Annotated in this window: 17 protein-coding genes; 4 read left to right on the top strand and 13 right to left on the bottom strand. The window is 43.7% G+C overall.

Annotated features, from left to right (window positions below; translation table 11 throughout):
- Positions 1 to 21: 21 nt before the first annotated feature.
- Complete coding sequence (feoB, locus tag ON006_RS18150) at positions 22 to 2,148, top strand: ferrous iron transport protein B (RefSeq protein ID WP_244820790.1); 2,127 nt, start codon at positions 22 to 24, stop codon at positions 2,146 to 2,148.
- A 219-nt stretch (positions 2,149 to 2,367) separates the two neighbouring features.
- Here the strand turns inward: feoB and ON006_RS18145 are convergent, their stop codons facing one another.
- On the bottom strand, positions 2,368 to 3,849 hold the full coding sequence (locus tag ON006_RS18145; RefSeq protein ID WP_244820789.1) for an NAD(P)H-hydrate dehydratase: 1,482 nt from the start codon (positions 3,847 to 3,849) through the stop codon (positions 2,368 to 2,370).
- A gap of 220 nt (positions 3,850 to 4,069) precedes the next feature.
- On the opposite strand from ON006_RS18145, the gene rplS reads away from it, so the two are divergent.
- A complete protein-coding gene (gene rplS, locus ON006_RS18140) occupies positions 4,070 to 4,432 on the top strand; it encodes a 50S ribosomal protein L19 (protein ID WP_244820788.1) in 363 nt (120 codons plus the stop codon).
- A 98-nt stretch (positions 4,433 to 4,530) separates the two neighbouring features.
- Entirely contained in the window at positions 4,531 to 5,310 is a 780-nt protein-coding gene (gene dapF / locus ON006_RS18135; RefSeq protein ID WP_244820787.1) for a diaminopimelate epimerase, read from the top strand.
- A 38-nt stretch (positions 5,311 to 5,348) separates the two neighbouring features.
- Here the strand turns inward: dapF and ON006_RS18130 are convergent, their stop codons facing one another.
- Together ON006_RS18130 and ON006_RS18125 are read right to left on the bottom strand one after the other, a co-directional pair.
- Entirely contained in the window at positions 5,349 to 5,654 is a 306-nt protein-coding gene (locus tag ON006_RS18130; RefSeq protein ID WP_244820786.1) for a rhodanese-like domain-containing protein, read from the bottom strand.
- Between the two features lie 77 nt (positions 5,655 to 5,731).
- Positions 5,732 to 6,871, bottom strand: coding sequence for a DEAD/DEAH box helicase (locus tag ON006_RS18125; protein WP_244820785.1), 1,140 nt, complete (start codon positions 6,869 to 6,871; stop codon positions 5,732 to 5,734).
- 182 nt (positions 6,872 to 7,053) lie between these two features.
- On the opposite strand from ON006_RS18125, the gene ON006_RS18120 reads away from it, so the two are divergent.
- Complete coding sequence (locus tag ON006_RS18120) at positions 7,054 to 7,875, top strand: hypothetical protein (RefSeq protein WP_244820784.1); 822 nt, start codon at positions 7,054 to 7,056, stop codon at positions 7,873 to 7,875.
- A gap of 11 nt (positions 7,876 to 7,886) precedes the next feature.
- Here the strand turns inward: ON006_RS18120 and ON006_RS18115 are convergent, their stop codons facing one another.
- From ON006_RS18115 to ON006_RS18070, 10 genes are all read right to left on the bottom strand, one after another.
- On the bottom strand, positions 7,887 to 9,635 hold the full coding sequence (locus tag ON006_RS18115) for a M14 family metallopeptidase (RefSeq protein WP_244820783.1): 1,749 nt from the start codon (positions 9,633 to 9,635) through the stop codon (positions 7,887 to 7,889).
- A 2-nt stretch (positions 9,636 to 9,637) separates the two neighbouring features.
- Positions 9,638 to 10,762 carry a lipase family protein gene (locus tag ON006_RS18110; protein ID WP_244820782.1) on the bottom strand — a complete coding sequence of 375 codons (1,125 nt, stop codon included), beginning with the start codon at positions 10,760 to 10,762 and terminating at the stop codon, positions 9,638 to 9,640.
- Between the two features lie 171 nt (positions 10,763 to 10,933).
- Positions 10,934 to 11,965, bottom strand: coding sequence for an alginate O-acetyltransferase AlgX-related protein (locus ON006_RS18105; RefSeq protein ID WP_244820781.1), 1,032 nt, complete (start codon positions 11,963 to 11,965; stop codon positions 10,934 to 10,936).
- A 5-nt stretch (positions 11,966 to 11,970) separates the two neighbouring features.
- Positions 11,971 to 14,652: a DUF3352 domain-containing protein gene (locus tag ON006_RS18100; RefSeq protein WP_244820780.1), complete on the bottom strand. Its 2,682-nt coding sequence runs from the start codon at positions 14,650 to 14,652 to the stop codon at positions 11,971 to 11,973.
- An 11-nt stretch (positions 14,653 to 14,663) separates the two neighbouring features.
- A complete protein-coding gene (locus ON006_RS18095) occupies positions 14,664 to 15,407 on the bottom strand; it encodes a glycosyltransferase family 2 protein (RefSeq protein ID WP_244820779.1) in 744 nt (247 codons plus the stop codon).
- A 73-nt stretch (positions 15,408 to 15,480) separates the two neighbouring features.
- Positions 15,481 to 16,602: an acyltransferase family protein gene (locus ON006_RS18090; protein WP_244820778.1), complete on the bottom strand. Its 1,122-nt coding sequence runs from the start codon at positions 16,600 to 16,602 to the stop codon at positions 15,481 to 15,483.
- Between the two features lie 2 nt (positions 16,603 to 16,604).
- A complete protein-coding gene (locus tag ON006_RS18085) occupies positions 16,605 to 18,299 on the bottom strand; it encodes a hypothetical protein (RefSeq protein WP_244820777.1) in 1,695 nt (564 codons plus the stop codon).
- Positions 18,296 to 19,216: a transketolase family protein gene (locus ON006_RS18080; protein ID WP_244820776.1), complete on the bottom strand. Its 921-nt coding sequence runs from the start codon at positions 19,214 to 19,216 to the stop codon at positions 18,296 to 18,298. Before ON006_RS18080 ends, ON006_RS18085 begins: the two co-directional genes overlap by 4 nt.
- Before the next feature lie 55 nt (positions 19,217 to 19,271).
- A complete protein-coding gene (locus ON006_RS18075) occupies positions 19,272 to 19,685 on the bottom strand; it encodes a hypothetical protein (RefSeq protein ID WP_244820775.1) in 414 nt (137 codons plus the stop codon).
- Complete coding sequence (locus tag ON006_RS18070) at positions 19,682 to 19,855, bottom strand: type II toxin-antitoxin system HicA family toxin (RefSeq protein ID WP_244820774.1); 174 nt, start codon at positions 19,853 to 19,855, stop codon at positions 19,682 to 19,684. Before ON006_RS18070 ends, ON006_RS18075 begins: the two co-directional genes overlap by 4 nt.

Here is a 19,855-nt window from a genome sequence, read left to right as displayed (position 1 = left end):
GTTCCGTTTTCAACCTCTCCATTGAAACAAGTAAATATAAAAGTTGCGCTGGTAGGTAACCCCAATGCCGGCAAGTCCACCTTATTTAATGACCTAACAGGTTTGCGTCAAAAAACCGGGAATTTCCCTGGCGTAACAGTTGAAAAAAAATCCGGTACTTTCCGTATCAATGCAGAGGAAGTTTCCAATGTAACCCTGGTCGATTTGCCGGGAACTTACAGTATTTATCCCAAATCGAAGGACGAAACCGTGGTCATGGATATCCTGGCCAACCCCAAACATCCTGATTTTCCGGACGTGGTAATAGTTGTTGCCGATGCCTCCAACCTGCAAAGAAACCTGCTTCTTTTTACTGAAATCAGCGATTTGGGCATACCGTCCGTACTTGCCCTGAACATGCTTGATGTGGCTGCGAGTATGAATCTGACAGTGAATGCGGTTCAGCTAGCGATGCAGTTGAATGTTCCCGTGGTTCGGATCAATGCGAGAACCGGAGAAGGAGTTAACAATTTGAAAGAAGCTGTCCGGCAGGTGGCGCGGTCCAGCAACAAGCGGGCTATGCAATATTTTTATGAGCCAAAAGGCCACGAAATGGAGTTGATAGAAGAAGTGAAGGGTTTGTATCAACTTGATAATGATTACGTTGCCCTGCAATATGTTTGTCAGCATGACAATTTTTCATTTCTGGAACAACCCGTCCGTGCCAAGCTGGATACATTAATTGAAAAATACGGATTTGATGAAAATAATTTCCTTGCCGAAGAAACGGTCGCGCGCTACGAGAAGATAAAACCTATTGTAAGCAAAGCAGTTAAGTCAGAAGGAGCCTCAGAACGGCCTTTCTGGACGCGAAAACTGGATAGCATTCTGCTGCATCAGGTTTGGGGATATGTCATTTTTGCCCTGGTGTTGTTGCTCGTTTTTCAAGCGATTTTTGCGTGGGCCACGTTTTTCAGCGACTGGCTGGACGCAACAGCCGCACAGGGCATTGAATGGGTAAAAGTAACCTTGCCCGAAGGCGTTTTGAATGATTTGATCACGGATGGCATCCTCGCGGGGATCGCAGGAATTATAGTCTTTATCCCTCAGATCGCCATTCTATTCGCATTGGTTTCGATTTTGGAAGAGTCGGGTTATATGGCCCGGGTGATGGTGATTATGGATAAGTTGATGCGACGTTTTGGTTTGAATGGACGGAGTGTTGTCCCGCTTATCTCGGGAGTGGCTTGTGCAGTCCCTGCGATCATGACCACAAGAAGTATCAGCAGCAGATATGAGCGTTTGCTAACCATTTTGGTCACTCCTTTAATGAGTTGCTCTGCCCGTTTGCCTATTTACACTATCCTCATTGCACTGATAGTTCCTGCAAATGAGATGGTTGGTATTTTTAGTATGCAGGGTCTGATATTGTTTGGGCTGTATTTTCTGGGTCTGGTCGGAGCACTGGCGTCTGCCTGGTTGCTTTCGCTTTTTATTCCGAGAAAAGAGCCCAGCTATTTTATGTTGGAAATGCCGTCTTACAAATTGCCGCGCTGGCGACATGTTGGTTTTGCGATGTATGAAAGTGTAAAGTCATTTGTACTGGAAGCCGGAAAAGTGATTATGGCTATCTCCATTATTTTGTGGGTGCTGGCTTCATATGGCCCCGGTGATAATATGGATGTAGCGGAGCAGCAGACGATAGCAGCAATGCCTAATGCTTCACAGGAACAAATAGAGGCAGCCGTTGCATCTATCCGGCTTGAAACTTCCTACGCAGGTGAGTTCGGGCACTTTATCGAGCCGGTTATCAAGCCACTGGGATATGACTGGAAAATTGGTATCGCATTATTAGCGTCATTTGCCGCGCGGGAAGTGTTTGTAGGAACTATGGCGACTATTTACAGCATCAGCGGCGATTCGGAGGATGTGCCTACTGTTAAGCAAAGGTTGGTTCAGGAGAGAAACCCGGATACCGGTGGGCAGATGTTTACACCAGCTGTCTGCTATTCATTGCTGATGTTTTATGTTTTTGCCATGATGTGTATGAGTACGATCGCGGTGGTGTATCGCGAAACCCACGGCTGGAAATGGCCATTAATTCAGCTAGCCTATCTCACGGTGCTGGCGTATGTTTCAGCTTTCGCGGCTTATCAGTTGCTGAGTTGAATGAAGGGAAGATCTTGAATGGTGATCTTACCTTTTTTCTCAGAAAGGCGAATTGCCGCGTCGAGATCAACCATGAAATCGCAGTCAAATTGACTCAGATTTACATTTTGTGAAATTGTTTTTACAAAAAATATCTTGTCATCCTTTTTCATAAGTTTCCCTTTCTATTAAGACGTTTCCAATTCTAATAAGTAACAGGAAGTAAAAGAATTATTAGCCCTACCAGCCTAAACAATCCACAACATCCGAGGCGATCAGGGCGCTTTGGCCTTTTTGTTCGGCTGCGCGGTCGCCGGCAAGGCCGTGCTCGTAAACTCCCAGAATAGCAGCATGCTCGGGACTGTATTTTTGGGCTAATAAACTAGTAATGATGCCTGTCAGTACATCACCGGTACCACCTGTTGCCATTCCGGCATTTCCGGTAGAATTGAAATGAATGTCGCCATTTGGAAGAATGACAGCGGTGTTTGCGCCTTTTAGGCAAATGATAACCCTATACTTTCTGGCAAAATCTTTGCCGAGTTCTAGTCGCTCATATTCATTTTTACTTTCACCGGCAAGCCGCTGAAATTCCTTTGGATGAGGTGTTAAAATGGTGTTCTCAGGTAATTTGTCAAGTAAAGAGCGATTTTGTGACAAAATATTAAGTCCATCCGCGTCAATAATCAGAGGCACTTTTATCGTTTCAAGAAGCTGCTCCATTACTTTAACAGTAGCCTCATCCTGCCCAATCCCTGGTCCGATACCTATGGCCGAATAGGCGTCCAGTTCGGGTAACTGGCTGATGGTTTTATGGTTATTATCCATGACAGCCATTGCTTCGGGAATAGAGATTTGTAGTATATCGTACCCGCAGCCAGGCGAATGCATGGTCAATAAACCTATTCCCGATCGTAGGCAGGCCTTGCCTGAAAGTACGGCCGCGCCCATCTTACCAAAACTACCTGCGATGAGCAGTGCATGGCCGTATGTTCCTTTATGGGAGAATTTCTGCCTGGGCTTAATGAGTTCTTCCGCCGTTTGTTTGTCTGTATAATGTAATGGAGTAGGAGTTTTGCGGATATAATTTTCACTTAGTCCAATGTCCACCAAATGCCAGTCGCCGGTATAAGTAGCATTTTGGGGTAGCATGAAGGCGAGTTTGGGAAGCTGGAATGACACCGTAAAGTCGGGTTCAATGATGGTGTCGCCTTTGCCATTTGGTTTGTCGGCATACAAACCGCTTGCAATATCAACGGAGACCAGGTTATTGGGCAATTTGTTCAATGAACCAATGATTTCTGCCAATAAGCCTTCAACGGGTCGCGACAGGCCCGAACCAAGCAGCGCATCGATACAAATCGCATTTGGAGCAATGGATGGGAAATCTGCTATCCGATGAATGCTTTCGGGTTTTAAGTGGTTTTGAAGTCTTTCCAGATTGCTTTGAAAGTCCGGGGTAGCATTGGCGCTGTATTCGGCAATGTACACTTTTACATCATAGCTGTGAGTTGATAAAATTCTCGCAATGGCCAGTCCGTCCCCTCCGTTGTTCCCTTTTCCACAAAATATACGGACAGGGCGGGTGTTCACAAACTGATTACAAAACCACCGGATAAATGCATTCGAGGCGCGTTCCATCAAATCTAGTGATGAAATCGGTTCATTTTGAATGGTATAGGTGTCTAGTGAACGGATTTGTTCTACGTTGAAGATCTTCATAAAAATTTTACCAAAATGATCGTACCAAGCAACTGGTAGTCAGTGTTTCAACCTGCTGAATTTCCTGTAAATTTTTGCATATAAACTCAGAAAACGCTTTTACATACAAGGAAATAATCTTAGCTTTGCACTCGTTTTCGCAAGAGCTGTTTTGAATGAAGGGGCGTCACCCCATCCGCTGGAAGCAAGCTATCATTTTTAATCCATAAAAGCATTCGTCATGAGCGAACTTATTAAACTCGTAGAAGCTACGATTGAAAATCGTAAATCCGAGTATCCTGAATTTACTTCAGGCGACACGATCAACGTACACGTTAAGATCCGCGAAGGTAACAAAGAGCGTATCCAGCAGTTTCAGGGTACGGTAATGCAACGTCGTAATCTTAGCGCAAGCGGTGAAACTTTCACTGTACGTAAAATCTCAAACGGCATTGCTGTTGAACGTGTTTTCCCAATCCTTTCACCAAGTATCGCAAAAATCGAATTGATTCGTCGCGGTAAGGTGCGTCGTGCCCGTCTGTTCTTCTTACGCGGCCGTCAGGGTAAAGCCGCTCGTATTAAAGAGCTTAAAGTATCGAAGTAAGATAAATATTCTTCGGACAAAAATTTTAAAACCCTGCAAGCGATCTTTTCCTGCAGGGTTTTGTTGTTTTGTAGCATAGTTGTTGACACGCATAGTATATGAGCATTCCATTTTATAAATACCAGGGTACAGGAAACGATTTTGTACTGATCGATGACCGGAGCCAAACATTCCCCGTTTCAAAAGCATTGATCGCATCCATTTGCCATCGCCGCTTCGGCGTAGGATCGGATGGTCTCATTCTGCTTCAAAATGCTGAAGGTTACGATTTCAAAATGGTATACTTCAATGCCGATGGGGGTGAAGGTAGCATGTGTGGTAATGGAGGAAGGTGTGTGGTCAGGTTTGCCAATGATCTCGGACTGTTTTCGGATAGTACTAAGTTCATTGCGGTTGACGGGGAGCATGAAGCCAGCGTTTCAGGGGATACTATCCGCTTGAAAATGTCGAATGTAAAAGAAGTGGCACAATATGACGAGTTCGACTTTATCAATACGGGTTCTCCACATTACATTACTTACGTGGATCATATAGAGGAGGTTGATGTAGTGAATATTGGCAGTGAGATCCGGTACGGTTCAGTATATGGCCCGAAAGGTGGTACCAATGTGAACTTTGTAGAGGTTATCGAAGACAATCATCTGAGCGTTCGCACTTATGAGCGCGGTGTGGAGGATGAAACCTTTTCGTGCGGTACAGGCGTGACGGCTTGTGCGTTATCAGCGCACTTGCATAAAGGTTGGGCTGGACCTGTTACTGTGGAAACGATTGGAGGCACTCTGGAAGTTGCTTACCATGAAACCGCTCCCGGCGAATTCAGTGATATATATCTGATCGGCCCTGCAGTGAAGGTTTTTGAAGGGAATTTAGACATTTAATAACTTTGAGACTTACCAGTCTTCGAGACTTGGCAAGTCTACTCTGCCTCAATAATCCCACCTTTGACATGGAAAATCTGCTTAGCAGCCCATTCCGGCACCCGGCAGTAATCCATGGCTGCTACTTTGCTTCTCACGCCATTGGTACAAATCACGATGATAGTCTGGTAAGCGACTAGCCAATCGCGTTTTTCTCTGATTTCTGCCAGCGGAATGTTAATCCCGCCCTCATTAAATTCTTCGAATTCCCAGGTCTCGCGTACATCCACGAGTACCGCGCCGGGCTCTTTACTCAGCTGCTGCGCTTTTTGTAAATCAATGTCAGTATAGGTATTTTTTGCCATGGTCCTGAAATGCAAAATCGTTACCGGTTATCCGAGCACGGCTGACCAGTAACGAAGAAATCGGTAATGTTTTTGCTTTATCTTACTGCATAAGGATGATCATTAACTACCGGAATATTCTTGGCGATCAGTTTGTGAATATCCTTCAAGAATGTTTTTTCTTCCCGGTCACAAAACGAAAATGCCGTTCCTTTTGCTCCTGCACGGCCTGTGCGCCCGATTCTGTGGACGTAGGTTTCTGGAATATTCGGGATTTCGTAATTGATCACATGTGTCAGATCATCTACATCAATACCTCTGGCAGCAATGTCGGTAGCAACTAAAACACGTGTCGTCTGGCTTTTGAAGTTCTTCAATGCATTCTGACGTGCATTTTGTGATTTGTTACCATGAATCGCCTCCGATGTTACGCCAGCTTTTCTCAGTACTTTCACTACTTTGTCCGCACCGTGCTTCGTTCTCGTGAAAACTAATGCAGTAGCAATAGTTTGGTCTTGCAAAATATGCAGCAGCAGAGAATTTTTATCCGATTTATCAACAAAAAATACGGATTGGCGGATGGTATCAGCTGTCGAAGACACCGGTGTAACCTCCACTTTCGTAGGGTTTCTCAGTATCGTGTTTGCCAATGTAACAATGGCCGGTGGCATAGTGGCTGAGAAAAACAGGGATTGTCTTTTCGCTGGAAGCAATTTGATAATTTTCTTCACGTCGTGAACAAATCCCATGTCCAGCATACGGTCCGCTTCATCCAGAACAAAAAATTCAAGCAGGTTCAATTTAATGAAGCCCTGATTGATCAAATCCAGTAATCTTCCCGGCGTGGCGATCAGTACATCAACACCTCTTTGCAATGCGTCGGTCTGAGGTTTTTGACCTACACCTCCGAAAACTACGGTATGTTTTACACGTGTGTGACGTCCGTATGCCGCAAAACTTTCTCCGATCTGGATAGCAAGTTCGCGCGTTGGAGTCAGTATGAGCGCCCTGATGCGGCTTTTTTCAAATTTGCCAACAGGATTATCATGAAGGAGTTGCAACATTGGAATGGCAAATGCCGCGGTTTTTCCCGTACCGGTCTGGGCACAGCCCAACAAGTCCCTTTGCTCTAAAATAATTGGAATAGCCTTTGCCTGAATAGGTGTGGGAGTATTGTATCCTTCTTCTTGCAGAGCCTTAGCAATAGGCTCAATGAGTTTTAAATCTTGAAATGTCATTTGGTGTTTTTAATCGGCTATTCATATTAAAGTTTTGATAGAAACAGCCTTGAATCATATAAAAAGCCTTGTAAGCCAAGGGTATAACAGAACTAAATTTTTAAACGTTCAGTAGTTACATTTCTGCAAAAGTATTCAGGAATTTGTAACTTTCGTCTACATTCATCAACTCATCAGTGATTATGATCAGAGCCATTACATTAACTATTTTATTATCAGCCGCATTCCTTTCAGTAAATGGACAGGACGTGCTGGTAAAAAGAAACGGTAAGACCATCGAGGGCAAGGTTACCGAAGTGGGAATTGACAAGGTTTTGTACAAAATCAGCAAAGATCCGGACGGTGCTAATTTTGTAATACGCAAAAACGAACTAAACAGGATTGAGTTTGGAAATGGCCAGACCGTTTTTATAAACGACCGTTTTCAGGATAGTAGTAAAAAGAGACGCGGGCAGGTACTTGATGAAGATTTTGGAAGAAACCTTATCAATTTTTCGCCATTCAAAGCATTGGACAGCGGCCCGGGGTTCGGGATAAGTTATGAAGCCATTGTTGACAAGCGCAGATATTTCGGCGTCATACTGCCTGTCACAATGATCTTTCCCGACAGCTACTTTTATAGCTATGATGGCCGTCGTAACAATTCGCAAATGTATTATTTCTCACCAGGACTTAAAATTTATCCATTTGGTCAGAAAAAAGTAACCTACGCAGTCGGGCCCACAGTTTTCATGGGATGGGGCAATAGACGGAGTACTTATACTAATTACGAACCAACGACAGGCATTTATACAGACGAGGACGATAACGCCAAAAGGTTCAGGCTTGGGATGCTTGTCAATAATTATGTCAATTTTCAGATCACTCAGCATTTTCAAATCTCCCTGAATGCTGGCCTGGGTTCACGATACATCGACAGGGAGACTTCTAAGTTCCGAAATTATAGCACAAGCGGCATGCAAATTATGGGCGAGTTCAATTTCAGCCTTGGGTTCCGGTTTTAACCAGTCAGAATTTATTTCAAAACCCTGAACACAGGATATCTTAGGTATTCCTTCTCGGCGTACGGTGAATTTTCGTAGATAAAATCAAGCTGGGCACTTCCACTTTTGGCAAATTCGGGATCTGATTTCCTTTTTTCTTCGAGCCGTTTTTTAAGCTCCGGCGATTTTTCCAGCAATGCCAATGCCAGTTCTTCGAAAACGTAGGCCGAGTAGTGTTCTTTTGCCTGCAAAATGGTATCGAAGAAATTCCATTTGAAAAACGAATCGACAGCTTTGGGTTCCAGCGTTTCTATAATGTACCTGTTCGTCCATTGATTAACAGGTACATACCAATCCCCTTTTTTGAAAGATAGCTTCTGTTTTTCTGTTCTCAAAGTAACCGAAGTATGCCAATAGTGACCTTCAAATGGCTGTTTGGGTGATTCGTACTTTTCAATGTAGTAAGTCTCTACACTCATTTCAGTGTCTTTTTCAAGTTGCTTCACATTCACTTGGTTCAGCTTCAGGAGATCGATGATGTTATACCAGCCTTGCGGGATAATGTACGCTTCGGGCCGGGTTACTTCGTCCAGCGGTACATAGGTATCGTAAAATGGGACGGATCTGGTAAATGGTTTGGTGCGGTCGTAATGCAATCTTTCCGCTCCACTCACCTTACTGGGCAAATATTCGGGTTCATAGCCTTTGAATTCGATCGGCGTATTTTTCTCCTTGTCGACCTGCCAGCTTATCGCAAATTTTTCTTGCGATTTTACAGCCTCTTTCGTCTCTTTTCTCAGTTTCAAAAGTTTGGACCTGTACGTGGCAAGGAAGCGGATATTGCCGTGCAGGTAGGAATAGGTAGCTTTTACACGCTGATCGTAGGGTTTCAGCATATGCGTTTCAGTCATCACGCCGATGGTGTGAAACAGCGCTGCATAACCCGTGGAGTAACGCGGCCAGTCTGGGAATTGTACAAAACCTTTGTCCGGCGTCTGACCCCAGGAATTGACATACGGGGTTGCCTCAAAACCGGCCTCTTTCAAATGCTTGTACATGTATGGAAGGAAAACCTTGTCATTGAATTCACCCAGCGAACCTCCCAGCTTGTCTTTTTGCGCATAATCCAATGTCATCACATACTGGTAATCTGCTCCGTTGCTGACGTGTGTATCGGCAAAAAGATCAGGGTCCAGCTCATGGAAAATGGCTGCAAAGCTTCTTGCATTACGCGTATCGCTTTTGATAAAGTCTCTGTTCAGATCATAATTCCTTGCATTACCCCGAAATCCATATTCCTCCGGCCCATCCTGATTAGTCCTGGTAGTACTGTTCCGGTTTAGTGCTCCGCCAATGTTGTAAAACGGAATAATGGCCAACACAATACTGTCCAGTTCCGGGAACTTGGCCGGATTCGTAACAATGTCCCTGAGCAGCATCATCGAAGCATCCACACCATCCGACTCGCCTGGGTGAATGGCATTGTTTATAAACAAAATCGCTTTGCCCTGCGCTTTCAGCTTTTGAATGTCAAACTGTTTGTTTTTGGAATATAAAACAAGATGTAAAGGCTTTCCACTATCCGTCAGCCCCTTCTCCTTCATTTGAATGGTCGGAAAATTCTTGGCCAATAGCTGATAAAAGGCAATTCCTTCTTCGTAAGTAGGTGTTTGTTTCCCTCCGCTGATCTCAAAACGGGTTTTATATTGGGCGTTAACAGAAATTGTTAAAAATGATAGGAGAGTAAGCAGGAGTGTCCGCATCGCTGAGTTATAGGGCAATTTTAGTGTTTATATTTTTTAAGTAAAAACAGGTATGGATCCACAGAATGGTGGACGAATACCTTGTCATTCGAATTAGCAAACTGTTTGAAATATTCGGCATCGGCTAAAAGAACAATGGTAGGACCGGTCCTGACATAGTGATTACTGTTGTAATAAACCGGCGGTTGAAATTCCGGGAGATTCTTTACGACGTACTTTGAAGCATAATTGCCCAGGTATTTCTGATAGTTACGTTGCGCCTTTTCACCGGGGTTTTTCATGCCCTTATAAGCATGTTTTAATGCAATCCTGGCGAGCAGTTTCTGTTTTTTAATGATGCCGTCTATATTTTTGAAGGGATTAGTCTCGTTAAAATCTTCCATTGTTTGCACTGAAAAAGGAAGTTCCGGCACCCAGTCAGCCGAGTTAACGACATTGTAACCCCAGCCGCCGTCGACCATACTTTCGTATTCGTAGCCAAAGTAAGTGTTGCCAACCTTCGGGCTGGCGCTTGCATAAGTTTTGAAACGAATATCTTGTGGAAGCTTATTTTGCTTTTGAAGCGAATATAGGTGGGATGTAAGCAAAAAAGTGATTGCGCCACCCTGGCTATGTCCCATAATCAGAAATTCTTTAATGCCGGCCTTGTAACACGAGTCGATTTTCGGGACAATGTCCCTCGCAAGAAAAGCCATACCCACCAGCCAGCCAATGTGCACCGCCGCTTTCGGATTATCGGCCAGATGGTATTGAAAAGTAAAATCATTGGCCAATTTGAGCTCACCCTTTGCAGGTACCATCGCTGCATAGAAGTTTTCGAGCCAGCCGACCGGGTTCTGGGTTGTACCCCTGATATTGAGGACACCAACCGACTTGTCGTCATTTGTCCACAACTGCCAGCGGTTATCGAGTCCCATGATAGGTGATTTGTAGTGCGATTTGAAATGAGCCGGCTTAGGTAAAATGGAATTCGGTTTCGTCGGATCGATTTTCATCGAATCATAAAGTTCCACATGCATGTAAAGCAACTCAGTGTATTCTGCCTTGTCAAAACCGGGGTGTAGCTTACCGGTTTGCGCGAGAACGGCAGCAGAAATGAAAAGAAACAGGAATGTAACGTACCGGTAGGAAGCTTTCTTTTTCATAAGAATCGATTTAGCCGCAAAATATTACGTAGCAAGGATACAATCGCTTACAATGTAGGAATTCTAATGGTACAACTTCCTTTCTTACCGGCGAAAAACCCATTTGCGGCTGTCTTTCCGATGCTTACCCTCGGGCAACGAGCCAGCCGGTTCAATAAGGAAAGTAGCTGGTTACAGAGGTGTTGCCGGTTCGACGAGCCGATTGATCAATGCGTTGACCTTATTGAGCCACAAATACTGGCCGTCACAAGTCCAGTGTGAGTCACCTTTCAGGTAAGAATGACGTCCCATTTTACGATAGTCGGCGAGGATATCTACGTAAGGAAGTTTAAGATTTGGGTGGGCATAAACCCTTTCGATCAGGCGATTATAGGTTCCGTAGTTGGGACTCAAAACGGACACTTTGTTGGGAATGATCGACAGTATTACATGGTCAAAACCCAATGAGTCGGCAAAATCACGGCTTCGGTTCAGGTTCATAACGACCGTATCAATTTCGGTATTCCTGATTTCGGAAAAAGAGGACGTAACATTAGGCGTGTCGGTGTCGAGGTAATACACCATGTCCCGATCGTCGTTCACGAGCGTTACTGATTTATTTACGCGATCAAAGACTTTGTAATTAAAATCTGCCTTCCAGCTCTTCAAGGTCAGAAAAATGTCATTTTGGAATAGCAATCCGTCCAATCGGTCGGCAGTGAAATTTGCTTTCAAAGCATTGTCGAGCTGTTGCAGGATTTTTGGGGATTCAGTGGTTGTCACGAACGTCGCCGTGTCGGGAATAAGGACTTTTATCCTCGCTACCATTTTTTGCCTCAAATGTCTTTCCACAGATTCAAGCAAAAGGATATTGGTTTCTGAGGTATCGATTTTGATGTGGAGAAAATCATCCCATTTAACCTGAGTATAGTTGTCCACCACAAAATCTTTCTTGCTGACCCGCTGCTTTTCAGTGAAACTATCTCCTATGACGTACAAATGCACCTTTTTGTCCGGGCGCGCATGGGCTGGGGGAGTGTAATCCTCACATTGAACCCTGGGATCCCTGAATTCGGATAATGTAGATAGCCGGAACAAATCGCCATACTGGTAGCCGTCATGGATCAGATGCCAGCTTCCGACGAGCGAAAACAGCGGCTGGCTGATACTAATGGCCCAAATGAGGCACCCCAAAATCAGGAATAAATATTTCAAAAACTTCATAGCTGTTATCGCAACTTAACCGACCAAACCTGTATCTTTTTCTCCGATCGACTGAATATAAGCAATTTAGAATATCCTGGCTGGTATGTGAGCTGTACCGGCATTTCGGAGGGAATTGCTTTATCGCCCAACCGTTTTCCGCTCATATCGAACACAGTCGTATAGTTACCGGATTTAATGGTGATAAACCGGTTGTCGACTCCAAAGAAATGGTACTGGATCACGGAATTGGGAAGGATATCTTTGATTTCAAAAAGATCTTTTCCTTCTTTGGTAATGATCGCTGTTTTGGAATTTAATGATCTTATCAGAATCCAGTCGAGCGAATTCCGGTCGAAAAGAGTCCGGAAGCGTGATCCTGGTTCAGGCCTCAGTAGCTGTTTTCGGGAAGTTATTTTTCCATCCAGACTGATCCTCACCAATTCTCCGGAAACGCTTACACCAACTAGCTCAGGCTGGCCCGAAACGGGATTTTGCGCCCAGGTAAAAGCGCTTTCCGTCCGTGTAAGAATGTCGACGGGGAACCCTTGCCGAACCGTTCCGTTTTCTTTTAAAAGATAGATCTTGCCATTTTTCTGAGTGACTATAAAGCCACGGTTGCCAATTTGGTTCAGGCTCACCACCGGGCTTTGAATGTTCTCAAAAGCCACAGAATGGTTTAGCCGTTTGATCGGCTTCGTGACATTTTCCCAAATAAATAACTCCTCTGCGGCATTTTTGATAACAAAACGATTACTTCCGTCATCGCCTCCATCAATAGAATACAATGCGGTAATGTCCTCTGCAGAAGGTAATGTAGCCGTAAATGTGGTTACGGTCGTCGAATCATCTTCATCGAGTGCGTAAATGGTCCTGTTGGTCGCGAAAATCCTTTGTTGCCTGCCGATGTTGAGAAAATCCACTTTATAAGCAGAAGTAATGATCGGGCCGTTGAGTTTGGCAATAGTTTCGGTTTTGCCTTCGCGTAAATTGTTAGTTCTTAGGAGGTTGTTCTCTTTATCTGTGAGCAGTATCTCGGAGCTTCCGTCCAGCGGATTCTGTAAAGCTGCCAGTTGTGTATCGTAAATGTCCGGCCATTCAATGTCAATGTTCAGGAAAGTGCGATTTAACACCTTGCTGGAAGTTTGTCTTTTTTTAGGGCGCAACGTTATTTCAGGGAACGTCTGATCGCCGTCGTAGTGACATTCCAGAACTACAGATTCCATTTTGGCGATCAGGTCAGAATATTTTATGCTGCCTTCTCCACCGGAACCTGACTGTGCTTTCCGCAAATTAACGACCATTGAAAGCTGCGCTTCTGATACCGCACTGGTCAATACGCTGTCATATTCCGGGGACTGTTTCCAGGTAATCTGATTTTCATAGTCTACAATGTAATTTTGCAGCACCTGAGAGTTATTGCTGATCACCAGATAAGGCGGCACGTAAGTAATGTAGCTTCGCGGAAACCCGGAAAACATAGGTCCGTAAAGTCCTGACGGAAGTTCGGGAATTGGAACAGAATAAATGTCATAACCCTGGTACTGATCGATGGAAACATTACTTTCCTGATTGGCAAGTCTCGCCAGTTTTTGAAGAACAGGCCTCATTTTGTCGTAGTTAGAGAATTCGGCCAGCAAGATTTTCCCGTCGCTGATGCTATTGTTTTCTTCGAGTTGGCATAAAATCAGTTCAGCGCCAAGATTATCTATCAGCAGGTTACTTTCCGCCGAAATGTAGTAATTAAGCTTATCCCAGGGCTCTGATTTGTATTTTTTATGCCATTTCAAAAACTCCTTTTTAAATGCAGCTTTATCGACCACAGCTGAACGATAGAGAAAGGAAGTTTGCTGAGAAATGTGTTTGTGGCCCGCAAAAGGTGAACCGGGAATGTCCTTGATAATGTCAGTGAGGTAGTAGTCAGGAGCTATTGTTCCCGCTGATTTTAGAACCAGGTCACCTTTATTTTTAGTCGTTTCAATGTGAAAATCCTGGTGGTTAGGAAAATTTTTTGCAAACTCTTTGAGAATCCCGTTCACATTTTCAGGGGAAATGACGGATTTCCAGGCATCATTTCGCAGGTAAATGCTGGTACCGTACTCAGAATCATCAATACCCGAAAAATGAGACCTCAGCCTGAAAGATTCAATGTTGAGTGACGATGCCCTCACTGCGTCTTCGATCAGATCGCCATAGTAGCTTAGGATCAGAAAGTTGTCTTTTACCAGATAGGAGAAAAGCGGTCTCGAATTGTTGTCGATGATGTCCGTGATGCGATGGTCTTGAAACGTATGGTGCAGAGTCCGGGTATTCGTTCGCTGCGGGCTACCAAGCCATTTGGCTTCATCGTCATTAACGGGAATATACATTAATACACCCCATTCTGTACTGGTGCGGGGATGGTAGGAATAGGAGAGCGCCTTGCCTTTTAGAAAACTGTAAAGCCGCTTTTTGTCGGCGGTCAGCAGGTTGAGCAGTGATAAATTGTCGCTTGCAACGTCGAGTAATGGGAGTCGTTTGATGTCCAGGTTAGCGTCGGTTGCCAGATAAAGCGAATCTTGTAAATGTTCGCTCGTAATAACCACAACCGCATTGGACGGAATAAATTTCCAGGCGGCAGAAGAACCGCGTGACCATTTAAACAGGAAGTATCCTGCTGACGCGACGATGGCAATCAGCAGGATAACAATAATATTTTTTTTCGACACAAGCCTATTTTTTAAGCACGGATCGCTTTTACTTTTTTATTGAGTTCTAGGCGAAACCGCAGCAGTTCTTTAAAGCTTCGTATACAAACTTTCCACAGATTCCATTTAACTATTGAAACCGTGCCTGTTTCCCTGTCTTTGTGGGTAATGGGGATATCAAATAATTCCTGCCCTGATTTTTTTGCCATCACCGAAAGAAAAATGTTCGGAGCAAATGGTTCAGGATCAGGTAATTGATTCATTAATTTTTGTAAAAATGTCCCTTTGATCAAACGGAAAGGAATATTGCTGTCCATAATGTAGGTACCATACACTGTGGAAATTGTTCCGCGCAGGAACTTGGTGATAAACAACCGGACGCCTGCGTCGTGACGTACTTCCCGGTAGCCCAGGATAAACTGCGACTGGTCGCGCTTGTTCCAAAGTTTATCAAAATCATCGGAAACGAACTGGTCGTCACTGTCAGTTTGAAAAACATATTGAGAACCCAGTTCCAAAGCTTTGCGGTAACCGTTCACTACTGCATTGCCATGACCACCATTTTTCTGATTGATAACTGTCAGATTGGAAACCTCCTGTTGTAATTTATCCAAAAGAACTTTGGTATTGTCTTTGGAACCGTCGTTGATTACAATTAGTGTGGTATTGTCGTTTGGAAATTTATTTTTGAGAAAATTAGTCCAATTATATACTACCTTTTCTATACAATCCTGTTCATTGTATGCGGGCATTACTATACTAAGAAGGTATGACATGCAGAATCTTATTTGGTATGGTTGCGCGAAATTAATAAATAAAGCCTGTAACCGGGCTATGCAAAATGATTATTTAGTAAGCGTACTTATCCTTCAATGCATTAATTGGTTTCTCGAAAAAGTACCACGAAACGGACGCGACCGCGATAGTGAGCGAAACAACGATCAGCGCCTCGAAGGCAATATTCCCTTTTAAATCAGGGACATACTGGTAAATTTTGCGAAACAGCCTCACAGTTGGGTGCATTGGGCCGCTGTGAAAGTGGTTATAGACAAAGTTGTGATAGAGGTATAAACCATAACTGATCTTGCCGAGATAGACGCTCACCGGGTTTTCAAGGAAGCTTGCCATCCATCCATTGTAACCCATCACAGCTCTTCCAATCAGGAAAAATCCAAAAATTGAAGAAACCGTTCTGTCTAAAACGACAAAAGAGATGTTGTATTTTTGATCAAAGGATTTTGACCAGAATTGCAATAATATCCAGCCCAGCATGGCGATCACCACAGGCCATGATTTGTTGAAAAGCCTGACAAATGTTTCATTCTTGTAAAGTTGCAACCACGCCATTAACCCTCCCAATGCAAACGAGTCAAAACAAGCGGGCGTACTTACATACGTGACGATCCAGTTGTCAGCCCCAAAATCTTTGACAGAGAAGAAATAAATGAAGCGGAAAGCAATACCCAGCGCTCCGAGCATGCCCAGAACCGGTATTAGCTTTTTCTTTGGGATAAAAAATATCAGGAATGGAAAGAATAGATAAACTTGCTCTTCCACTGCCAGCGACCACAAATGATCCACCGAACCCAGCCAGGTTTTGTGCGAAGCCATGTAGATATTGGTCGCATAAAGAGCCAGCCATCCCAGTTTTTCACGGACGGGCGGAACGTCAAATACAAAAAGTAATACAATGATCAGATAGTAGACCGGGAAAATTCGTATCGTTCTTCTAATGAGGAACTTGCGAAGATATTTCTTAAATCCACCTGGTGTTCCCTCGGTCTTCTCCTTGCTTTTTAAAAGTATCCTGGAAATGAGAAATCCACTGAGTACAAAGAAGATAGTAACACCCAGCGCGCCGAAAGGAATAACATTTATCTCCACGAAAAGGTGGTCGAGCAGTACCAGTCCAACTGCAATGAAGCGTACCCCGTCAAGCTGTATGATATGTCCTTGTGATGTACTCTTCATATTTACCAGTTTACCTTCACTTTATTTTTCGTGGTTTGACTGACTTTAATTGTCTTGTCTTTGAATAAAATGCCTGTTTCCTCTCCTAATTTTCGGACGATAGCCACTTTATACGTACCTTTTTCCAGCTCTGAAAAAGGTATTTCAGCATTGAATCCAGGTGCGAAATAGTATTGTTTCAGGAACAGTTCTTTTCGGCTTTTGTTTCTCGTGCGGTTAGCTGGAAATAGGTAAAAACGCTTGTCTGAACTTAGTAGAATGTATACGCCGCTATCCTGCAACCGTTGGTTCGAAAAAGTACTGTTTGAAACTTTCAGCAAATCTTTCTCTGCATTAAAACTCGTGTGATCATACAGTTCGACAAGTCCCCGTGAGCTTCCGGCAAAAGTTTGTCTGTCTGCCACGGCAATCATGGGTAGTAAGGTATCGTAGAAAACAGGTGTTTTTTCGACGATATTGGCCGCGAGCGTAGTGTCCGATGGAATTTTAAGTGTCTTATCCTCAAAACTTCCATTAAACTGAGCAGTCGTCAGATACTTCCGCAGGTTGTAGGCATCCACAAGGTGATAATGGTAGCTGAATACATTGAATGTGATTGCCAGAAATACAATGGCCGTAATGTAGGGAGACAAAAAGCTACCGCGTATTGGAATGACTATATATAGATACGCAACTAACAGAAGCAGCACAGAATAAATTTTATACTTACTATCTGTGAGCCCTTCCAGACCAAAACCTGCTCTTCCATAAACTACAACAAGTGCTGTCCCCAATATAAAAAGGATCGCTCCGAGACAAAAGAGGTCCGTGTATTTCTCAAATTTGTTACTGTATTTATTTTTTGAAATCCTGAAAAGGGTAGCTGAAATGATTGAAACCGCCACCAAAAACAGTACAATGCCGATAAAGAAACAAACCTTGAAGTGATCTAGTACGGGGATGGATTCGGCGAATGAACCGAGGAAAGCCATGTAACCCTTTACAAGCTGAAAGATAGAGGCCTTTGAATCTGGATTAGCCTCCGATTTAGCGTAACCATAAAAGTAGCCGAAAATAAATACACCGCTGGTAATAACCCATAGCGCAAATCGCTTGCGGTTTTGAGTCAGAAAAATTAAAAACGCGCCGATTGGAAGGACAAATAGAGCATTCGGACTAGTCGAGATTGCGATGAAGGCCAGGACAATGGATATTACAAAAGGTGTTGTTTTGGGATTTATACAAAGATAGATCGTCCATAATGTCAAAGTCACAACGCCGAAATTCTGGATAGATGCCATTCCCCAGTACATATTCTCCCAAAAAGCGAGTGAAAGCCAGATAAACGGGACTGGAACAAGTGCAAAAAGCGGTTTCTTGTTCTTTCTTAGTATTTCATACCAAAGTGGAATGATACCTAAAAGAAGGACATTCCCAGCCAGCATCAAATGCTTGAAATTCAGAGCCCCGAAAACAGAGTAATCGATCCAGGTAAAAAGTCTGGTAAGTGCGATCCGGTGCTCGTTATGTTGTCGATAAAGCGCGAGGATCTTATTCTTCCAGCCTGGTGCATGCGCATATTCCAGAATGAAGGTTTTCAGCGCATGATCATCCCATTTGGGGATATTGATAGCATAGTAATTCCAGACCGTAAAATAAATCAGGACTGGTAGCAATAGAATCAGGCTCAGAATGATGGTTAAAGCCTTTTTTGTCATGCCGGGATCATTAGTTTACCAATATGGGACAGAATAGAATCCGGGTCAAGGCCTGAAAGTTTCTGATGATAAGTCTGGCTTCCGTAACGGCTGTTCGGATAGCCTTCTGCTTTGAGACTTTTAAAACTGCGTGGGAAAATCCCTTTTTCCAAAAGCTGTACCGAAAGTTGCTGCGCCAGTCCGCCGGTACTGATATGCTCTTCCGCTACCAAAATGGATGGGGCTTTTGCTATCAAATCTGCCAGGTCGTCATTAATCTGCAATGGAAAATGAAGTGCAGTAATGACATTGACCCTGGAAGCCAATTCCTGAGACAATGATAAAGCTGTCAAAACATTATTAGCAATCGGTCCAAGTGCAAAAACCGTTATTTCCGCATTTTTAGAATGGTGAATTACCTTAAAAGAACCGGTACTAAAACTATTGTCAGGTGTTGTTTTACCCGCGCCGAGCCGTAAATAAGCCGGTCTGGCATCCGACGTAATCTGACGTATCACTGGTTCTACTTCATCAGCAAATGCCGGCACCCACACGTTGGCGTTCTGTTGTCCGCTCAAACATGCCAGGTCCTCAATAGTATGATGGCTGCTCCCCATAATTCCATAACCATAACCACCTCCATTACCTACCAAAAAAACCGGCAGGTTATTGAAGCACACATCATTACGGAATTGTTCAAGACATCGATAAACGATAAAAGGGGCAATGCTGTAGCAAAAAACCTTGTATCCTTTATGAGCAAATCCGGCTGCGACACCAATCATATTCTGCTCAGCAACTCCGGCATTGATAAATCTCTTGCCCATTTTGGCTTGCAGATTTTCCAATGCATTATATCCCAGGTCACCCGTTATGAAAACAATGGAGTCGTCCTCCATTGCTAACTGTTCCATGGCGTTTGAAAATTCTTTTCTCATTTGAAATATCGCAAAAGGCTATTATTAGCCGATGTTAGAATTGTCCTAAGTGACGTCAGGCGTGCAGAGAAATGGTCTGTAACTGCTCTCCCAATTGATGAATAGTGCCCAGTAATTTTTTGGACTGTTCTATCGATGGATGTTTAACTCCGCTGGCATACTGTCTTACAAGCGCCGGATTAATTCCGCTCCTTTTCGCAATCGCCGTTATATTTAAAAAATCATGCTCCTCAAAGAAAGCCTGCAGATCGTAGTGCAACTCAAATTCGACCGTGTTAATATCAACCTTCTTCCAGAATTTATCGTCTTTCCCCTCATTAACCTGATAGTCAAGAATAATTTCTTTCAGATTATTCAAGGCATCTTTTGGCGTCAGGCCGTAACCATTAGGCATATAATTTCCTTTACCCTCTATCCGAGCAAAAAAATTGACATCCTGTTTTTCGATTATTACCTCTATTTTTTTCATTTGCCGACAACTTTTTTCAAGATGCTGCTAGCCAGTCCCTTTGCACCGTGAAAAGGAACGGGAATGGTTTCGCCAGTTTCCGGGTTCTGGAAAATCTTGTGACTTCCTGTTTGCCTTATTTCGACCCAACCGGATTTTTTCACCAGCCTGAGCAATTCACTCGACTTCAT

The sequence above is a fragment of the Dyadobacter pollutisoli genome (assembly GCF_026625565.1).
GTDB lineage: Bacteria > Bacteroidota > Bacteroidia > Cytophagales > Spirosomataceae > Dyadobacter > Dyadobacter pollutisoli.
Note: the sequence above shows the minus strand (reverse complement) of the source record. Positions and strands in the feature narration are given on the sequence as shown.